General features: G+C 62.7%; 15 protein-coding genes, 1 tRNA gene and 1 riboswitch. Of the genes, 9 read left to right on the top strand and 7 right to left on the bottom strand.

Annotated features, from left to right (window positions below):
* From ABEG21_RS07270 to ABEG21_RS07260, 3 genes are read left to right on the top strand one after another with little or no spacing between them, the layout of a single operon-like run.
* Entirely contained in the window at positions 1 to 873 is an 873-nt protein-coding gene (locus ABEG21_RS07270) for a fimbria/pilus periplasmic chaperone (protein WP_347556543.1), read from the top strand.
* Positions 860 to 3622: a fimbria/pilus outer membrane usher protein gene (locus tag ABEG21_RS07265; RefSeq protein ID WP_347556542.1), complete on the top strand. Its 2763-nt coding sequence runs from the start codon at positions 860 to 862 to the stop codon at positions 3620 to 3622. The genes ABEG21_RS07270 and ABEG21_RS07265 overlap by 14 nt, the downstream gene beginning before the upstream one ends.
* Positions 3619 to 4596, top strand: a complete 978-nt coding sequence (locus ABEG21_RS07260) for a spore coat U domain-containing protein (RefSeq protein ID WP_347556541.1) — start codon at positions 3619 to 3621, stop codon at positions 4594 to 4596. The genes ABEG21_RS07265 and ABEG21_RS07260 overlap by 4 nt, the downstream gene beginning before the upstream one ends.
* 30 nt (positions 4597 to 4626) lie before the next feature.
* Here ABEG21_RS07260 and ABEG21_RS07255 read toward each other — a convergent pair whose 3' ends face one another.
* Entirely contained in the window at positions 4627 to 5073 is a 447-nt protein-coding gene (locus ABEG21_RS07255) for a hypothetical protein (protein ID WP_347556540.1), read from the bottom strand.
* A 497-nt stretch (positions 5074 to 5570) separates the two neighbouring features.
* Positions 5571 to 5655 (bottom strand) — tRNA-Leu (locus tag ABEG21_RS07250).
* Between the two features lie 218 nt (positions 5656 to 5873).
* Between ABEG21_RS07250 and ABEG21_RS07245 the strand changes: the two genes are divergently transcribed.
* Positions 5874 to 7364 carry an MFS transporter gene (locus ABEG21_RS07245; RefSeq protein ID WP_347556539.1) on the top strand — a complete coding sequence of 497 codons (1491 nt, stop codon included), beginning with the start codon at positions 5874 to 5876 and terminating at the stop codon, positions 7362 to 7364.
* A 44-nt stretch (positions 7365 to 7408) separates the two neighbouring features.
* Here the strand turns inward: ABEG21_RS07245 and ABEG21_RS07240 are convergent, their stop codons facing one another.
* The 3 genes from ABEG21_RS07240 to ABEG21_RS07230 form a co-directional block, all read right to left on the bottom strand.
* Positions 7409 to 8041, bottom strand: coding sequence for a response regulator transcription factor (locus ABEG21_RS07240; protein WP_347556538.1), 633 nt, complete (start codon positions 8039 to 8041; stop codon positions 7409 to 7411).
* A gap of 161 nt (positions 8042 to 8202) precedes the next feature.
* Positions 8203 to 8805: a ferritin-like domain-containing protein gene (locus tag ABEG21_RS07235; RefSeq protein ID WP_347556537.1), complete on the bottom strand. Its 603-nt coding sequence runs from the start codon at positions 8803 to 8805 to the stop codon at positions 8203 to 8205.
* 135 nt (positions 8806 to 8940) lie between these two features.
* Entirely contained in the window at positions 8941 to 9117 is a 177-nt protein-coding gene (locus tag ABEG21_RS07230; RefSeq protein WP_347556536.1) for a DUF1328 family protein, read from the bottom strand.
* A 433-nt stretch (positions 9118 to 9550) separates the two neighbouring features.
* Between ABEG21_RS07230 and ABEG21_RS07225 the strand changes: the two genes are divergently transcribed.
* Positions 9551 to 9691: an entericidin A/B family lipoprotein gene (locus ABEG21_RS07225; protein ID WP_347556535.1), complete on the top strand. Its 141-nt coding sequence runs from the start codon at positions 9551 to 9553 to the stop codon at positions 9689 to 9691.
* A 223-nt stretch (positions 9692 to 9914) separates the two neighbouring features.
* On the opposite strand, the gene ABEG21_RS07220 is transcribed toward ABEG21_RS07225, so the two are convergent.
* Positions 9915 to 10097 (bottom strand): DUF3563 domain-containing protein, encoded by a 183-nt coding sequence (locus tag ABEG21_RS07220; protein WP_347556534.1) that lies wholly within the window; start codon positions 10095 to 10097, stop codon positions 9915 to 9917.
* A 150-nt stretch (positions 10098 to 10247) separates the two neighbouring features.
* A riboswitch (TPP riboswitch) is annotated at positions 10248 to 10353 on the top strand.
* A gap of 355 nt (positions 10354 to 10708) precedes the next feature.
* On the opposite strand from ABEG21_RS07220, the gene thiC reads away from it, so the two are divergent.
* From thiC to ABEG21_RS07200, 4 genes are all read left to right on the top strand, one after another.
* Positions 10709 to 12655, top strand: coding sequence for a phosphomethylpyrimidine synthase ThiC (thiC, locus tag ABEG21_RS07215; protein WP_347556533.1), 1947 nt, complete (start codon positions 10709 to 10711; stop codon positions 12653 to 12655).
* 260 nt (positions 12656 to 12915) lie between these two features.
* Positions 12916 to 13170, top strand: coding sequence for a glycine zipper 2TM domain-containing protein (locus ABEG21_RS07210; protein WP_347556667.1), 255 nt, complete (start codon positions 12916 to 12918; stop codon positions 13168 to 13170).
* Between the two features lie 86 nt (positions 13171 to 13256).
* Positions 13257 to 13694, top strand: coding sequence for an alternative ribosome rescue aminoacyl-tRNA hydrolase ArfB (gene arfB / locus ABEG21_RS07205; RefSeq protein WP_347556532.1), 438 nt, complete (start codon positions 13257 to 13259; stop codon positions 13692 to 13694).
* A 136-nt stretch (positions 13695 to 13830) separates the two neighbouring features.
* A complete protein-coding gene (locus tag ABEG21_RS07200) occupies positions 13831 to 16473 on the top strand; it encodes an FUSC family membrane protein (RefSeq protein ID WP_347556531.1) in 2643 nt (880 codons plus the stop codon).
* A gap of 26 nt (positions 16474 to 16499) precedes the next feature.
* On the opposite strand, the gene ABEG21_RS07195 is transcribed toward ABEG21_RS07200, so the two are convergent.
* Positions 16500 to 16964 carry an Lrp/AsnC family transcriptional regulator gene (locus ABEG21_RS07195; protein WP_347556530.1) on the bottom strand — a complete coding sequence of 155 codons (465 nt, stop codon included), beginning with the start codon at positions 16962 to 16964 and terminating at the stop codon, positions 16500 to 16502.
* Positions 16965 to 17239: the final 275 nt, after the last annotated feature.

The raw sequence follows: 17239 nt of genomic DNA, 5'->3' as shown, positions 1-17239 counted from the left end.
ATGAAGACAACAGGTGGCGCGCACAGAGACCGCACCTGGGTGCGGTGGGCCGCGTACTGCATGCTGGCGATTCTCTGGGCCGGCGGTCAGGCCTCGGCGGCCAGTTTGCAGATTTCGCCCGTCACCGTTGAATTCGATACGCAGACGACCGCGGTCGGTCTGACCTTGCGCAATCCCGGCGATCAACCGCTCTATGGTCAGGTCCGTGTCTTTCTCTGGGATCAGGCCGACGGACAGGACCAACTGTCCCCCACCACGGATCTCATCGCCAGCCCCCCGCTGATTCAGATCGCCCCGCATTCCGAGCAGTTGGTTCGCCTCGTGCGACGGACGGCCACGCCCGCGCCGCTCGAACAGAGCTATCGGCTGCTGATCGACGAATTGCCGACGCCAGCGGAAGCGCCGTCCGGTGGTGTCACGATCCGCTTGCGCTATTCGGTCCCCGTATTCATCGCAGGCAGCGCCGGCACGATGGAGCAAGCCGGCCGCGCCGCCAGCGCGGGCGCCACCGCATCGACCGCCACCGTGCCGCCGCTGGACTGGCAGCTTTTCCAACGCAATGGCAAGTGGATCCTGCGGGCTTCGAACAAGGGCGTGCGGCGTGCGCAGATCGCCAATGTGCAAATCGGGGACGCGCGCCGCAGTTATGAAATCAACAAAGGCTTGCTTGGCTATGCCTTGGCCGGACAAACGCGGGAGTGGGCCGTGCCGATTCCCGCCGATGCGACCCTGGATGCGACCGAGTCCTTGCACGCGATGATCAATGCCACCAACAGCGATGCGAAGGTGAACGTGACCCATGGCGCCGTCGGCGCTTCCTTGCCCACTCCGTCCACCGAGACGGTGCCGGCGTCGGCGCATGCGTCGAGGTAAGCGCAGCGTCTTCGGCGAGACCGGCAGCGGTGACGTCACGTGCAGTACACCGGCCTGGTATCCCGGCGCACTGGCCGCCTTGCCGCTGTTGGGCGCGTGCCTGACGTCCCCTAACGTACTGGCGCAAACGGCCATGCCTGCGAATTCGACCGCCTCGTCCAACGCCCCGCAGCCGCAAAGTCCGGCAAACGTGGCCGGTGCGGTCGGGACGACGCCGGCAGGCAACGGCGATACGCCGCCGACGATCGAACGCACACCGCGATCGCCCCCACCTGAATCGCCCGCGCAGGGGAACGGCGCCGGCAACGTCGGCGATGCCCGCGCCGGGGGCCTCGATCTGGGTGGCGGCGCGCCGCCACAAAAGCCGGCTGGCGACGGCTCCGCAGCGCCGCAAGAGCTCTATCTGGACGTGACGATCAATGGCGAGGCGACCGGCTTGATCGCGCGCTTCGTTTCGCGCGCGGGCCGGTTGTCGGCAAGCGGGCGGGATCTGCGCGACCTGGGAATCCTGACCGACCGGCTCGGCCTCACCGCGCAGCCCGACGTCCCGCTCGATAGCTTGACCGGCCTGCGCTATACGTTCGACGCGGCGCGCCAGAGCGTCGCTCTGCAAGTGCCCGACGCGTTGCGGCAGCCCAGCACGCTGAACGCGCGCTCGGTGGCCGCACCGTCGACGGCGACATCGCAGCGTGGTCTGGTCATCAACTATGACCTCTATAGCCAGACCACGCCGCAATGGCGCACGTCGATGCTCGACGAGTTCCGCTACTTCGCGCCGACGGGCGTCTTCAGCCTGACCGGCATCCTCGACGTGGGTCGGAGCCAGACTCGCTTCACGCGCTACGACACATCGTGGACCCGATCGAAACAGGACACGCTCTCGACGTTGCTGGTCGGCGACACCTTGTCATCCTCGCTCGGCTGGTCGCGCTCGTTGCGGATGGGCGGCGTGCAATGGCGCAGCAATTTCGCGCTGCGCCCCGATTTGATCACCTATCCGATTCCAAGCCTGCGCGGGACGACGGCCGTACCGTCATCGGTCGATCTCTATATCAACGATATTCGCCAGTTCAGCTCGCAAGTGCCCACCGGGCCCTTCGTGCTGAATCAGGTGCCGGGCATCTCCGGCGCCGGCGTCGCCACGGTCGTGACGCGCGACGCGCTCGGGCGCACGATCAGTACGTCAGTGCCGCTATACGTCGATACGCGGCTGTTGGCGGCCGGACTCACCAGCTATTCGGTGGAAGCCGGCTTTCTGCGACGCAACTACGGTCTGTCGTCGTTCGACTACGATGCGCGCCCGGTCATCAGTCAGACGACCGCCTACGGCTATACCTCCGAAATCACGCTAAACAGCCATGCAGAGCTGATGCCGGGCCAGGGCGTGCTGGGCGCCGGCGGCCTCGTTCGCCTGGGTCAGGCTGGCGTCTTCAACGGCGCGCTGGCCGTCAGCGCCGGCAAGTATGCCGGGCAGCAGATCGATCTGGGCTATCAATTGATTCGCCAGAATTTCTCGGTCAATGCAGAGACGATTCGCACGCTCGGCAATTACGGCGATACCGCCGCGCGCGAAGGCGACATCGTTCCGACGGCGCAAGATCGTGCGACGGTATCGCTGCCCTTTCTGAAGCGGCAGTCCATGGCGCTCAGCTATATCGGCTTGCGGCAACGCTCTGGGCCAAGTTCACGCATCGGTTCGCTTTCCTATGTGGTCAGTGTCGGCACGGTAGGATCGATCAACTTGTCCTTATTCAAGGATTTTGGCGATCAGCCGAGCAATGGCTTCTTCGTGTCGATGAACTTCGGACTGGGTAGCAGTCGCAGCGGCGGCAGCGGCACGTCGATCAATGCGACGGCGGGACGTCAGAATGGTGTCGATTCCTATAATGTGAGCGCCACGCGTCCGTCCGACTATGCCGGCGGTTTCGGTTGGGCCGTCCAGCACGGTCATGCGGGCACGCTGGGATACGATCAGGGCCAGGTTTCGTATATTGGCAATGCGGGCGAAGTAACGGCGGTCGCACAATCGTTCCAAGGGCATGTCAACACCTCGCTCGATCTGCAGGGCGCCATCGCCTTGATGGACGGCGCGGTCCTGCTCTCACGTCGCATCGACGACGCGTTCGCGCTGGTGTCGACCGACGGCGTCAAAGGCATCCCCGTCCTGCACCAGAACCGCGTGATCGGCGAGACGAATTCGCGCGGCCTGCTGCTGATCCCGGATCTCAACGCCTATCAGCACAACCAGGTCAGCATCGATGCGATGAAGTTGCCCGCCGATGCGCAGGTGTCATCGACCGCGATCGACCTGGTACCGGAATCGCGTGCCGGCGTGCTGGGCCACTTCGGCATCGGGCGCTATGACGCCGCATCGATTACGCTGATCGACGAAAATCGGCTGCCGCTGGCGCCGGGTCTTAGGGTCATCAATCTGAGCACGGGAAAGGAAACGATTGTCGGCTATGACGGGCAGACGTTCGTCGATGGGCTGCAAGCCTCGAACCGGCTACGCATCACCGACGGCCAGCGCAGCTGCGAGGTTCGCTTCGATTACGCGCGCGCGCCGGATGGTGCGCTGCAAACGATCGGGCCGCTGGTCTGTGCCGGAGGGGTCGGTGCAACATCGCGTGCCGGGCTGCCGACCGGTGCGCAGGCGGACAAGCAAGACGACAGTCCCGCGGTGCGCACGATCACGCCACGGCGCGAGGGTGCGAGCGGAGCAAGCGGTGCGCGTGGGGCGATACCATGACCACGACGCGGCGACTACATTCGATCCTGCTCTGCCTCGTGCTGTTGACCTTCCTCTGCGCGTTGCTGCCGAAGGTTGCCCATGCCGAAACCTGTACGGCGACACCGACGAGTCTCTCTTTCGGCAATGTAAGTCCGATCAACCGGGCCTCGGTCGATGGCAGCGGTTCGATACTGGTCAGTTGCACGTGGAATAGCGTCACGCTGACACCGAATGTGCTGGTGTGCCTCGATCTGACTGCGCCGACGCCGCGCGCCTTGAGCGCAAGCGGCAATACACTGGCCTATGGCTTGTACACCGACGCCGGGCGGACGATCACCTGGGGCGCCTCGACATTGAATACGACGCCCTTGAGCGTGACATTGACGAAGCCTGTCACCGGCACGACGGCCAGCGCGACGGTGACCTACTACGGACAGATCACCGCCAATCAGCCGACCGTGCCGACGCAGAATAACGCGACCACGTCCTATACGCAGACGATTGCCGCCGGACAGACCGCCTTGCGTGCGGGCTTCTATTTGCTGGGGGCGCCGGCTTGCAACACGGTGGCGAGCACGGGGACGTTTGGATTTTCCGTGAGCGCCCCCGTCGTCAACAATTGCACGATCGCCACGACGAATGTCGCGTTTGCGGCAGCGACGGGATTAAGCGCGCCGCTGAGCACGGCCGGTTCCTTGAGCGTCACCTGCACCAATAACGATGCTTACCGTATTTCACTTAACGGTGGGACGAGCGCGAACGTGGGTGCGCGGACGATGATTTCCCCGGCGGGTCGCACCGTGTCCTATCAGCTGTATTCGGACAGCGCCCGAACGATCGTCTGGGGCGACGGCACCAACGGCACGGCGACCTACACCGCGATCGGCACCGGCTTGGCGCAGACCGTTCCGGTCTATGGGCTGGTGCCGACACAGACCACGCCGCCGCCCGGCAGCTATACCGACACGATCACGGCGACCATCGCCTTCTAATCGCGGCGATGCGTGCCGCGAACCGACACGTTAGAACAGAACGGTCCAGCTGGCGACTTGGATCGTTCCCTCCCCCGCCACCGCCTCACCAGTGAGGGCCCGGGTCGTTGCATCGAAGGCCGTACTGCTGAGTACCCCATACGGTTCGTCGAACTGGCAACTGACCTTCGGCGCGACGTCCGCGCCTGCGCCGGTTCCGGCACTGGCCAACGTCGCCGTCCCGGTCGCGCCCGTCGCCCCACTCGACGGCGTGGTCGACGACGGTGATGCGCCGGCGAGCGTCGCCTGCGCATCGCTGGTCGCCGCGCCCGCAACCGCGGCGCCCGAAGCATCGGCCGAATCGATCTGACAGCTTTGCTGAATCTTTAACGAAACCTGGACAGCCGTTGTGATGAGACTGCCATCCGCCCTTGCATGGCCGATCGGCAGCAACAATGCGGTCAGCAACACGGCTGCCGCCGATGCACGAAACCACATGGTTCGGGTGAACGGAAGCAGCGTTGCTACGTCTGCGTCGCGGGAAGGCGAGCGCGGGAATGGCGCGTGATTCCGACGCGCAACGGTCCCTACGGGACGAGCGACGGACAGGACAATGGCGCGCTTACGGCGGCTGGCGTGTTGGGTCATCGTTGACAAATCGGCAGAGAAAAGCTTCGTCGCAATCACGCGGGAAGGCGGCCGACCTGCCAGCCATGCGACACCCAGGACGGCGACGAATATCCGTGGGCTTCCCTAGGATAACGGCACAAAATAGTTGTTCTTGATGTTTTGTAAGGTGAGAAGTGCCTAGTGGGGCGTTATTTTTGCTAGATCAAGCTGTTGGGGCGATAACGCGACGCGCGGCGTGCTCCGGCGCGTTCGACAAACGCAATCGACCGAAGCCTGACGACAAGAAGACCGGTGTGAGTAGGAAAAACCCACACCCGGCTTTTGGCATAGCGATGGAGAATATCGCTAAGTTTTTGATTATTCAGTGGTGCCGGGGACGGGACTTGAACCCGTACGCCTTGCGGCGGCGGATTTTAAGTCCGCTATGTATACCAATTTCATCACCCCGGCGGGCAAGAGCGGCATTCTACCATCGGTTTGGCGCGATACCAACAGCATTACCGCGTCCGACGCGCGCCTGTCCGAGGGGCGCGGTCGCCATATTCTTGACACGGCATAGAATACAGGCGTCCAATGCGGCGGTACCGACGCGGCGGCCTTCCAAGCAATGCGCGAATGCGCGCATTCGACCGCGCGTCGCGCGAACGCAGTGCCGTGGAGAAAGCAGAATGGGGTTGTTTTCGGACGAGCCGTCCGACGAAGGGTTGCCGGGGCCTGAACGCCGGCTGGCAATGATCGCGGTGATGACCGCGACCGCAATGGCGGTGCTCGACGGCTCGATCGTCAATGTCGCGCTTCCCTCCATCGGCAAAGCGCTGAATGTCAGTCCCGCCGCGACCGTATGGGTCGCGAACGGTTATCTGCTCAGCGCCGCCATGACCTTGGTCACGTTTGCCGCCCTGGCCTATCGCGTGGGATTCCGGGCGCTGTTCGCCGGCGGCCTGATTGTCTTTACCCTCGCGTCGCTGGGATGCGCTCTGTCGACGTCGCTCGACATGCTGACGGTGATGCGCCTGCTGCAAGGCATCGGGGGCGCCGCCGCGCTGAGCATCGGCCCGGCCATCTATCGCACCGTCTTTCCGACACGTCTGCTCGGCCGCATCCTCGGTCTCAACGCCTTGCTCGTGGCGGCAAGCACCGCCATCGGCCCGACACTCGGCGGCACCTTGCTGACCGTCCTGGGGTGGGAATGGTTGTTCGCCATCAATGTCCCGCTCGGCGCGATTGCGATCGTGCTGTCGCTGAAGGCCGTTCCCGACAACCGCACGCCAACCGACGCGCCGTTCGATATTCCGGGTGCCGTTCTGTCGGCCGCGGCGATGGGCGCGTTGATCATGGCCACCGATGCGTGCTCGCGTCTAGGCGCTCCGGCGACGCATTCGCGCGCGATCGCGGAGGCCACGGGCTATGGCGCATTGGCCATCGTCAGCGGCGTCCTCTTCATCTTCCGACAACGCCGCGCCGCTGAGCCCTTGCTGCCGCTGGCGCTGTTCGGGTCAAGCCGCTTTTCCCTCGCTGCCTTGACCTCGCTAGCCTCGTTCGTCGGACAGGGCATCACCTTTATCGCGCTGCCCTTCCTGTTTCAGAACGCCTACGGCTATAGCGCGTTCGTGTCCGCGCTGCTCTTCACGCCCTGGCCAATCGGGATCGTCCTGGCGGCGCCGCACGCGGGGCGATTGGCCGACCGCTATCCGCCCGCCGTTCTGTCGACGGCCGGCTTGCTCGTATTTACAATTGGGTTGGGCCTGTTGGCCATGCTGCCGATGCACGCGTCACCTTGGGATATCGGGTGGCGTGGACTCGTCTGCGGCATCGGATTCGGCTTTTTTCAAAGTCCGAACAATCGCGAGATGCTCGGCAACGTATCGCGCGCCCTCAGTGGCAATGCGTCCGGTGTGCTGGCAATCATGCGAACCTTCGGCCAATGCTTCGGCGCGGCAGTGGTCGCCATCGTGCTCGCGCTCAGCACCGTGCCCCTTGCCAACAGCGATGCAAGCGACGCAACCCCGCCAAGTGCCCGCGCGCAGGACATGGCATCGAGCGCGGCGACGGCAGACGCGGAGGCGATAAGGCTTTCTTTATTGATCGCAGCGGGTGCGGGCGTGCTCGCGACCGCGATCAGCGTGACCCGCCTGCGCGCGGGTTTGGCGCAGCGCTAGGCACGTCACACCGCTTTCCCTCTACCGTCGATGGGAAATGCGGCTCAATCGATCAGATGATTCTTGATGGCGTAGTAAGTCAGATCCGCGTTCGTCGACATGCCCATCTTTTCGAGCACACGTGAACGGTAGGTACTGACCGTTTTTACGGAGAGATGCAGTTCGTCGGCGATTTCGGTGGGCAGACGCCCCTGGGACAATTTACAAAAAATCTGAAATTCCCGCTCGGACAAGGTCTCGTGCGGCAACGCGTCATTCGGCTGTTCGAGCTTGCGCGCCAAAGCGTCTGCAATCGACTCCGACAAGTATCGGTGGCCTCTTGCGACGGTCCGGATAGCGCGCAGGATTTCCGATGGCGGAACGTCTTTCGCGACATACCCATTGGCACCGGCGCGCAGCAGACTGATCGCGTATTGCTTTTCCGGATAACCCGATAGCATCAGAACCGGCATGTCCGGGCGAATTTGCTTGATGATGCGTAACGTATCGATACCGTTCTTATCCGGCATCGCAATATCCAGCAGGACGACGTCAAACGTGGTCTCACGCACCCGCGCTATCGTGTCGTCGCCACTCGCCGTTTCCGCCTTGACCCGCATGTCCGGTTCGTTGGAAACGATTTGTGCGAGACCGTTGCGTACGATCGCGTGATCATCAGCGATCAGGATCTCAATCATTCGAGGGGGCCATTCCAAGGGAGGGAGACCCATTCTAACGCGTCGCAGCCCGATCTGCCGGGACATACGCAAACGCAAAAGCCGGCCGCGGCAAGCGCCGCGCCGGCTGATCCGGGGCATCGATCACATCGTTTCACGTGCAATCGACCGTCCCTGCTCGATCAACGATGGTTTTCCTTCGCACCGTCGTCCGGGTCGAGGAAGTCGGCCATATCATCCGCATGTTCCTCTTCCACCGCCAGAATCGTCTCAAAGACTCGGCGCGTCGTCGGATCCTTATCGCCCAGGTAGGCGATGATTTCGCGATAGGTGTCGATCGCGATGCGCTCGGCCACGAGGTTTTCCCGGATCATATCGTTCAGGGAATCCCCTTCGACATATTCCGAGTGCGAGCGCGTCAGGAGCCCTTCCGGCGAGAAGTTCGGTTCGCCGCCCAGTTGAACAATGCGCTCGGCGAGCATATCCGCGTGTTCCTGCTCTTCGTTTGCGTGTTCCAGGAATTCCGCTGCCACCGGCTCTGCGTGGATGCCCTTCGCCATGAAATAGTGGCGCTTGTAACGCAATGTGCAGACGATTTCCGTTGCCAGCGATTCATTCAACAGCTTCAACACCGTTTCACGGTTGGCCGCATAGGACTCGGTTACCGCACCGTCCTTGATGTGCTGGCGCGCGCGGCGACGAATGGTGTCGAGGTCGATCGAAAAATCGTCCTTGCCGGCCGGGGTCGGGGTTGCCTGCTTGACTTGCTTCAATGCATTAGCCATGACTGCTCCTCAATTCTGTCGGAAATTCTGTCGGTAGGTCTGTGTCCGTCGTGCCCATGCGGTGAACAATCGGCGCGATCCACGTACGCTCGAGCAAGAGTCGCGCCCGCTCGTCCGTGGATCATCGAGAGACCGCTAATCGACAATCTTTTTAGCCACCGTGAATCCGAGCAGCAGGAAGATGACGAACAGCACCAGGAACAGAATGAACAGGAATTTCGCGATGCTGGCTGCGCCCGCCGCAATGCCCGTGAAGCCGAATACGCCCGCTATCAACGCGATGACGGCGAAAATCAGTGCCCATTTCAACATGGTGTACCCCCTTCTCGTTTTTTGGTCTATTGCCGAAACAATGGACCCCATGGTACGGACTCATACCCCTACCGGTAATCGGCGTATGGCCGGTTTTCATGTGGGAATACACCGACACGGCGGAAGGGATATCGCCGGTCCGCCCGCGCTGGCACGACGGATGGCGCGTCAGAATGGTCTTACACGGATATCGGTGTCGGCTGACAGCCTCCCCGCCGCGGACGGGATAGCATGGCCCCAGGTTTCTCCCTGCGCATGAATTTTGCTTGCACAGGCGAGTGAACGACGACGCGGCCATCGATCAGGCGCATCGGCTCGACGGTCCAGCCGCCATTCAGGCGCGATTCCGATCGAAATGATGAAAGGTGAGGTGGATGGCGTCGACGCTCAATAAACTTTGATTCGTCAACAATAACAGGATGAGGAACACACCATGAAGCGTATCGTCGCCCTTTTGCTGCTCTCCGCCACGGCTTTGTCGGTTTTGGCCGGTTGCAATACGGTGTCCGGCGCCGGTCAGGATATTTCGGCGGGCGGTAACGCGCTGTCGAACTCGGCTGAAAAGCACAAGTAATCAGCAACGTGGCGTGTACTAGCGCCATAACGCCGTCGGCAGGCGCTTTCGGCCTAGCGCAGTGCGTGAGACAGAGGAATCGCCAAGACTTACTTAACGCCGGATAGACTCGCGCGACCGCGAAAAAAAGCACGCTTCGTGATAGAGCGTGCTTTTTTTCTTTTTCGTGCAGGCCGATCGGCCGCCCCGAATACCCGCCCTGCCGCGGAGACGCGGGAAACAATCAGGCTGCGATCGCTTGCTTCCGCGCGTTTCTCCGAATTGCCGTGCGGCGCTCCAATTCCTGCATGCGGGCGGCCAATTCGGTCAAATCGGCAGCCTCGGCCAGATACGCCGCATCACGCGCTTCGCGTCGTGCAGCAGCACGCCGAAATACGAGGGCGACAAACGAATCCAGCAGCTTCATGGCAGGCTCCTAGGGAGAGGCGTGACCTCACGGGTTAACCCTATTATAGGGTAATCCCTAGCACCATCGTCAACCAAACAATAACGGTTTGCCGATTGTTTTGTAACAGCGTTGCTTGCCGTCCCGCGGCGCTTTGTGTATTGTCTGCCTATCAACGCGCAGGGGTCCTGCGGCCAGTCTGACTGGCCGACGGTGAGAAATACCCTTCGAACCTGATCTGGATAATGCCAGCGAAGGAAGCGCCTTGGTCTACGAAGGAGTGATTGTGTCGTGCGGTGCAGTGGGAGGGCCTGGCGGGTTGCCGGCTGTCCGCTGTCATTTCATCCGCGCGGACCGATCCGGACCGGCCCTCGATCCGTGGCGTGCCTCCCTTCCTCGACCTTCCGCGCGACCCTTGTCGGTCATCGTCGCGGATTCACGTTCGATCCCCGCTTTTCTCACTGACCTTTGCGCCGCGCGCAGCGCGGCTGTTACGCCTACTTGCGTCCGGCCGCGCCGCGAAAGACCCTGCCGGCGTTCGCGTGCATTTCACGAGTCCGTTCCCGTCAGAGTCGCCTTGCCGATTCGGCGCCGGTGTTGCCGGCGCCTTCCAAACAGAACGGAGCTCCGCGATGCATGCCAAAACCGATTTCCAATCCGCCGACGCCCACGTCGATGCCGCGGCCGTTACGCCGCTGCCGAATTCCCGCAAGATCTACGTCAGCGGCTCGCAACCGGACATCCGGGTGCCGATGCGCGAAATCAGCCAGTCCGATACCCCCGCCAGCTTCGGCGCGGAGCCGAATCCGCCGATCTACGTCTACGACACGTCGGGCGCCTATACCGACGCCGATATTCCGATCGATGTGCGTCAAGGCCTGCCGGCCGTGCGCGCGCCCTGGATCGATGCACGCGGCGACACCGAAGCACTGACTGGACTGAGCAGTACCTTCAGCCAGGAACGCGCTGCTGACGCGCGCACCGCCGCACTGCGCTTTCCCGGCCTTCAGCGTCAACCGCGACGCGCGCGCGCCGGGGCGAACGTCACCCAGATGCACTATGCGCGGCAGGGCATCGTCACGCCGGAAATGGAGTTCGTCGCGATCCGCGAAAACCAGAATCGACTCGCCTATATAGATAGCTTGCGCGCGGCCGGCCCGACCGGCGAAAAAATGGCCGCCCTGCTCGGTCGCCAGCATCCGGGACAGGCGTTCGGCGCCGCCGCCGTCGGTGGCGTGGCCGCGCAGGCCGGCGCGCTGCGATCGATCACGCCCGAATTCGTCCGAGACGAAATCGCTCGCGGTCGCGCGGTCCTGCCGAACAATATCAATCACCCGGAAAGCGAGCCGATGATCATCGGCCGTAATTTCCTGGTGAAGGTCAACGCCAATATCGGCAATTCGGCCGTGACCTCGTCGATCGGCGAAGAAGTCGACAAGATGACCTGGGCGACCCGCTGGGGTGCCGATACGGTCATGGACCTGTCGACCGGCAAGCATATCCATGAAACGCGCGAATGGATCCTGCGCAACAGTCCGGTCCCAATCGGCACCGTACCGATCTATCAAGCGCTGGAAAAGGTAGACGGCAAGGCCGAGGCGCTGACCTGGGAAATCTTCCGCGACACGCTGATCGAACAGGCCGAGCAAGGCGTGGACTATTTCACCATCCATGCCGGCGTGTTGTTGCGCTATGTGCCGATGACGGCGTCGCGGATGACCGGCATCGTCTCGCGCGGCGGCTCGATCATGGCCAAATGGTGCCTCGCCCATCACCGCGAAAGCTTCCTCTACGAACACTTCGAAGACATCTGCGAGATCATGAAGGCCTACGATGTCAGCTTCTCCTTGGGAGACGGCCTGCGCCCCGGCTCGATCTACGATGCGAACGACGAAGCACAGCTCAGTGAGTTGCATACGCTGGGCGAGCTGACGCAAGTGGCCTGGCGCCATGACGTGCAAACGATCATCGAAGGTCCGGGCCACGTTCCGATGCAGTTGATCAAGGAAAACATGGATCTCCAATTGGAGAAATGCCATGAGGCACCCTTCTACACCTTGGGGCCGCTGACAACCGATATCGCCCCGGGCTATGACCACATCACCTCCGGCATCGGTGCCGCCAACATCGGCTGGTACGGTACGGCCATGCTCTGTTATGTCACGCCGAAGGAACATCTCGGCTTGCCGAACAAGGACGATGTCAAGGAAGGCATGATCACGTACAAGCTGGCCGCCCATGCCGCCGATTTGGCAAAAGGCCATCCCGGCGCACAGATTCGCGATAACGCGCTGTCGAAGGCCCGCTTCGAGTTCCGCTGGGAAGACCAGTTCAACCTCGGCCTCGACCCGGACAAGGCGCGCCTGTTCCACGACGAAACGCTGCCGAAAGATTCGGCCAAAGTTGCGCACTTCTGCTCGATGTGCGGTCCGCACTTCTGCTCGATGAAGATCACGCAGGACGTGCGCGCCTATGCGGCCGAACAAGGGCTGTCCGAGCAAGATGCGCTGAAGCGGGGGATGACGCACAAGGCAATCGAGTTCGTCAAAAAAGGCGCCGAAATCTATCAGCCGAGCTGATTACCTGCCGCGCACCGGGATCGTTTATTGCTACACCCTGTCTGCGTGAGGGGCGGGACGTCGACGACCGCTCACGCGTTTGGCGTCTCCGCGCCGCACGACCGCTGCCTGCACCGCCCTGTATGCGCTACCAGCCGGCAGTCCGCCGCGCGTTCAGACGCCTTCGACATAACGCCAAACAATAATCGTCGGATGGAAGACAGGAGTGGAACATGAGAGCAAATCTGGAAAAAGACGGCCGCTCGGCCATGGCGAATACGATGGCACCGGCCGATGCGCGCGCCGCGCGGGCTAGCCAGCATGCCCGTGCCGTGCGTCGCATCGGCGCGGGACTGGCGACGCTCGCGCTCCTAGGCAGTCTCAGCGCCTGCGGCGGCATGACGCCGCGCCAACGCGACACGGCGGTCGGCGCCGGGCTCGGCGGTGCAGCGGGCGCCGCCTTGGGCGGCGGCGTCCTGGGCACCGCCGGCGGCGCCGCGGCCGGTGGTATCATCGGCAATCAGATGGGCAAGTAAGGCGCGTCGCGCGATATAGCCGACAGGCAGTCTCGTCAGGAGCAGCACCGCTGCTCCTGTTTCTTTTAGTACCGCTTTTTTATCCGATGCCGCCTTCCCCTCCCGGCCGTACCGATGCGCCAACGCGCATCGTCCTGGCACCCGACGATTACCATTTCACCGCGATCCGCGCACAAGGCGCGGGCGGACAGAACGTCAATAAGGTGTCCAGCGCCGTCGTCCTGCATTTCGACATCCCGGGCTCGTCCTTGCCCGAGGGGGTCAAGGCGCGGCTTCTCGATTTGTCGGATCGTCGGATCACACGCGACGGCTTGTTGCTGATCAAGGCCCAGACCCAACGGCACCAGGAAGCGAATCGCATCGATGCGCTGGATCGGCTGCATGCGCTGATCGCCTCGGTGTGGTTCGCGCCGACGGTGCGCCGCCCCACCCGGCCGACGCGCGGCAGCGTCCGGCGGCGGCTGGAGGAAAAAACCCATCGGGCAAAGACGAAAGCCCATCGCGGTCAGGTGTCGCTCGATTGAGCGTCGGTATCGCACTGTCTCGCGCCTGAGAAATGCTTTAGACTTGCCCAGAGAGACAGCCGCGCCATCGCGCATTTGCCCGCGCACTTGCCCGATGACCCACTACGATATGATCCATAGCGGCTCTGCCTGATTTATGCGCTATTCGATCGAAATAAGAAAGTTCCTCTACAGCCAGCACCTTTTCAGCGGCTTGCGGATATCGCTCGGCATCGTCCTGCCGGGCATCGTGATGCTCTTCGTCTTCGACGCACAGGAGCTGGCGTTCACGGTGGCCAGCGGTGCCATCGCCGCGAGCGTCGTCGACCTGCCCGGTCCGTTGAAGTACAAGCATAACGAGATGCTGGCCTGCTCGGTGCTCGGCTTTCTCTCCGCCCTGATCACCGGCATCGCCACTGCAAACCCGCTGACACTGTGGCTGACCGTCGTGCCGCTGACCTTCTGTCTGTCGATGATCGTCATGCTCGGCGCAAAGGGTCCGCAGATCAGTTTCGCGACGCTGTACATGATGATCACGACGCTCGAGCAGCACTTGACGCCGCTCGGCGCGCTGGTCAACGCGTCGTGGATGCTCGGCGGCAGTCTCTGGTACACCTATTGGAGCTATCTGCTCAGCCGCACGCAGATTGACCGCATCGAGCGCCAGGTACTCGGCGAATCGGTCTTCTCGATCGCCGACTACTTGCGCGCGCGGGCACGCTTCTATGACCAGGCGACCCGCCTCGAAGACAATTACTCGGAACTGGTCGACAAACAGATCGCCGCCGTCGAGCAGCAGGACGCCGCGCGCGATATCGTGCTTCGACGCCTACCCCGGCTCAAGCGCAGCGACGGCGACCCCCGTCGCGTCCGGTTGTTCAACCTTTTCATCGACGCCGTCGATCTGCACGAAACCGCGATCAGCTCGCACACCGACTACGCGCTGCTGCGCAATACCTTCGGCAACGACAATCCCGACCTGCTGATTTTCTTCCACGATCTGCTGGAGAAATGCGCGGACGATCTGCAGGAAATCGGCCTGGCGATCCTGCAGGACCGCGCATCGGTACAGCGCGTACGAAACCGCGCCGAGTTGCGCGCGATCGAATACGAAATCGACAAGATGCGGCGCCGCAACTTCCCGGCGCGTGACTCCGAAGCCTATGCGGCCGTCTCCGCCACGTTCCGCCGCGTCTGGACCGTCGCGCGGATGATCGATCGCCTGCATCGCGGCACGCGCGAAGCCGACGGCGGCAACAAGACCGAGACCGTGATGCGGGTGGACCAGACGCTGTCGCGCTTCCTCGATAGCCGCCGCATCACCGCGGCGCAGTTGCTGTCGAATCTGACGATGACGTCGCCGCCCTTTCGCCACGCACTGCGCGTGACGCTCGGCGTCGCGGCCGCTCTGGCCTTGGGCAAGCTGATGCAGGCGCTGCTGCCGCTGACCAATAGCTATTGGATCGTCCTGACCACGGTCATCATCTTGAAACCGGGGTTTTCACTGACGCGGCAACGCAATACGCAGCGTATTTTCGGGACCATCCTGGGTTGCGTCGCCAGCGTCGTGTTCCTGCATTTTTTCCATAACCCCGCACTGATCCTGGCCGTCACCTTCGCCTGCATGCTGATGGCCTATTCGCTGTTGCTGATCAATTACGCGGCGGCGGTGGTGTTCATTTCCTCTTATGTGCTGCTGCTCTACCACCTGCTCGCGCCGGTGGGAATGCGGCTGATCGGCGAACGGGCCGTCGATACCATCGTCGGCTGCATGATCGCCGTGGGCATCAGCTATCTGTTTGCAAACTGGGAATATCGTTTGATGGGGCCGACCGTCAAGGCGGCGCTGAAAGCGATCCGTGATTACCTCGACGCCGTGCGACAGGCCAATGCCAAACTGCGGGCGACCGATCTGACGTCGGCGCAGCGCCAGGCGCAGGCGATGGATCGGGATTACCAGTTTCGCCTTGCACGCAAGGTCGTGCATACGACGCACGCCAATCTGGGACAGGCCTTCCGCCGCATGATGCGCGAACCGAAGTCCAAACGCATTTATGTCGCCGAACTGAACGATCTCATCGTCCAATGTCATGCGCTGGCCTCGCATATCACCGCGGCCGCCCCTTTGATGGCCAGCGCCGGCGTTGCCGCGCTACCGACCACCTCCGGCGCCACCTTGCCCGAACGGGCCGAAGCGCATCGCGCCCCCGGCCCCGATGCGAAGGCAGCCAAGGCGACCGACGGCGCGATGCCGGTGGCACTGGAACCCGCCGCTCTCCGCGCCGCGCTGGACGCCATCAGTCATCATCTGGCCGCCGCCGAGGCCGCCACGCTGGAGCAAGCCGCGCCGACGCTACCGGGCGTGCCGCCGATCGGCGTCGATGCCGAAGCGAATCGCGCGATCAGCCGCGCCTTGGATGAAATGGGCGTGGCGGCCGATAAGGCCGAAGCCAACGGCGACGATCCGGCGATGACCGAGGAGCGCGTCAACGATATCAAGCTGCTCGTCTATCAAACCAAACAGATGTTGCGCGCCGCGCTGCTGCTGCGGCGCGATGCCGCAGCGATCCATCTGCCGCTGACGGCGACGGACACGCTGCCGAGCGTCGTCGCTGACACTGAGGCAGACGACCAGCCCGCAACCGCGACGGCCACCGCCGCCGCCGCCGCAACCTCAGTCACGACGGCCAGGGCATCCGCAACGTCGGCACCGCCCGCGGCAGCCGCGGAGACCGGATCGGCTGGAGCCGATGGATCGGATGGATCGACCGCGTCGTCGAGCGCCGCGCCACGCGCGTAAGGCACTGGCGCGCTGGGGCACAGCCTCTACATTTCGCGAACCGGCAGCGCCGTCGAGTATTTGATCTGTTCGATCGCGAAATGGGTCGTCATGCTGCGCATCGTGATCGCGCCTTCCAGTTTCGACAGAATCTCCTTGAAGTCGTCGATTCCGGCCACCGCCAGTCGCAGTAGATAATCGCTGTCGCCGGTCATCCGATACACCTCGACGACCTCCGGGACGTGTGCGATGACTTCCGTGAAGCGCTCGGCCCACTCGGCGCAGTGCCGATCGCTCGTAACGTTGACGAAGGCGGTGGTGCCGACGCCGAGCGCCGTCGCGTCGCATAACGTCACCTGCCGGCGAATCACGCCGGCCCGCTTCAAGCGCTGTACGCGTTTCCAACACGGTGTCTGCGTCAAACACACATGTTGTGCCAGCTCGGACAAAGGCATCGACGCATCCCGCTGCAGCAATTCCAAAATCCGTTTATCCGTGGTATCGAATCGCATCGCCTTTTCCCCCTGGTTGACGTGAACATTTTTTACCAAAACTTGATATTTGGAGGAAGCCCTTGCTCCGATGCCGACCCGTCTGATTCGCCCCGAATGAAATAGCGGGCATACAAGGAAGGATGGCTACAGCACTGTCGCATACTAAAAATCCACCGATTCGTGCTTCCTTAAGCCGAAAAATCGGAAGCAAATGCTCTTACTCGGGCAAAATCTTAAAAAGCACTAAGGGGAGCTTTATCTGCACGGAATGGGGCATTCGCGGACGCCCCGCG

Source organism: Robbsia sp. KACC 23696 (assembly GCF_039852015.1).
Classification (GTDB): Bacteria; Pseudomonadota; Gammaproteobacteria; order Burkholderiales; family Burkholderiaceae; genus Robbsia.
This window is presented reverse-complemented; position numbering and strand designations above follow the sequence as displayed.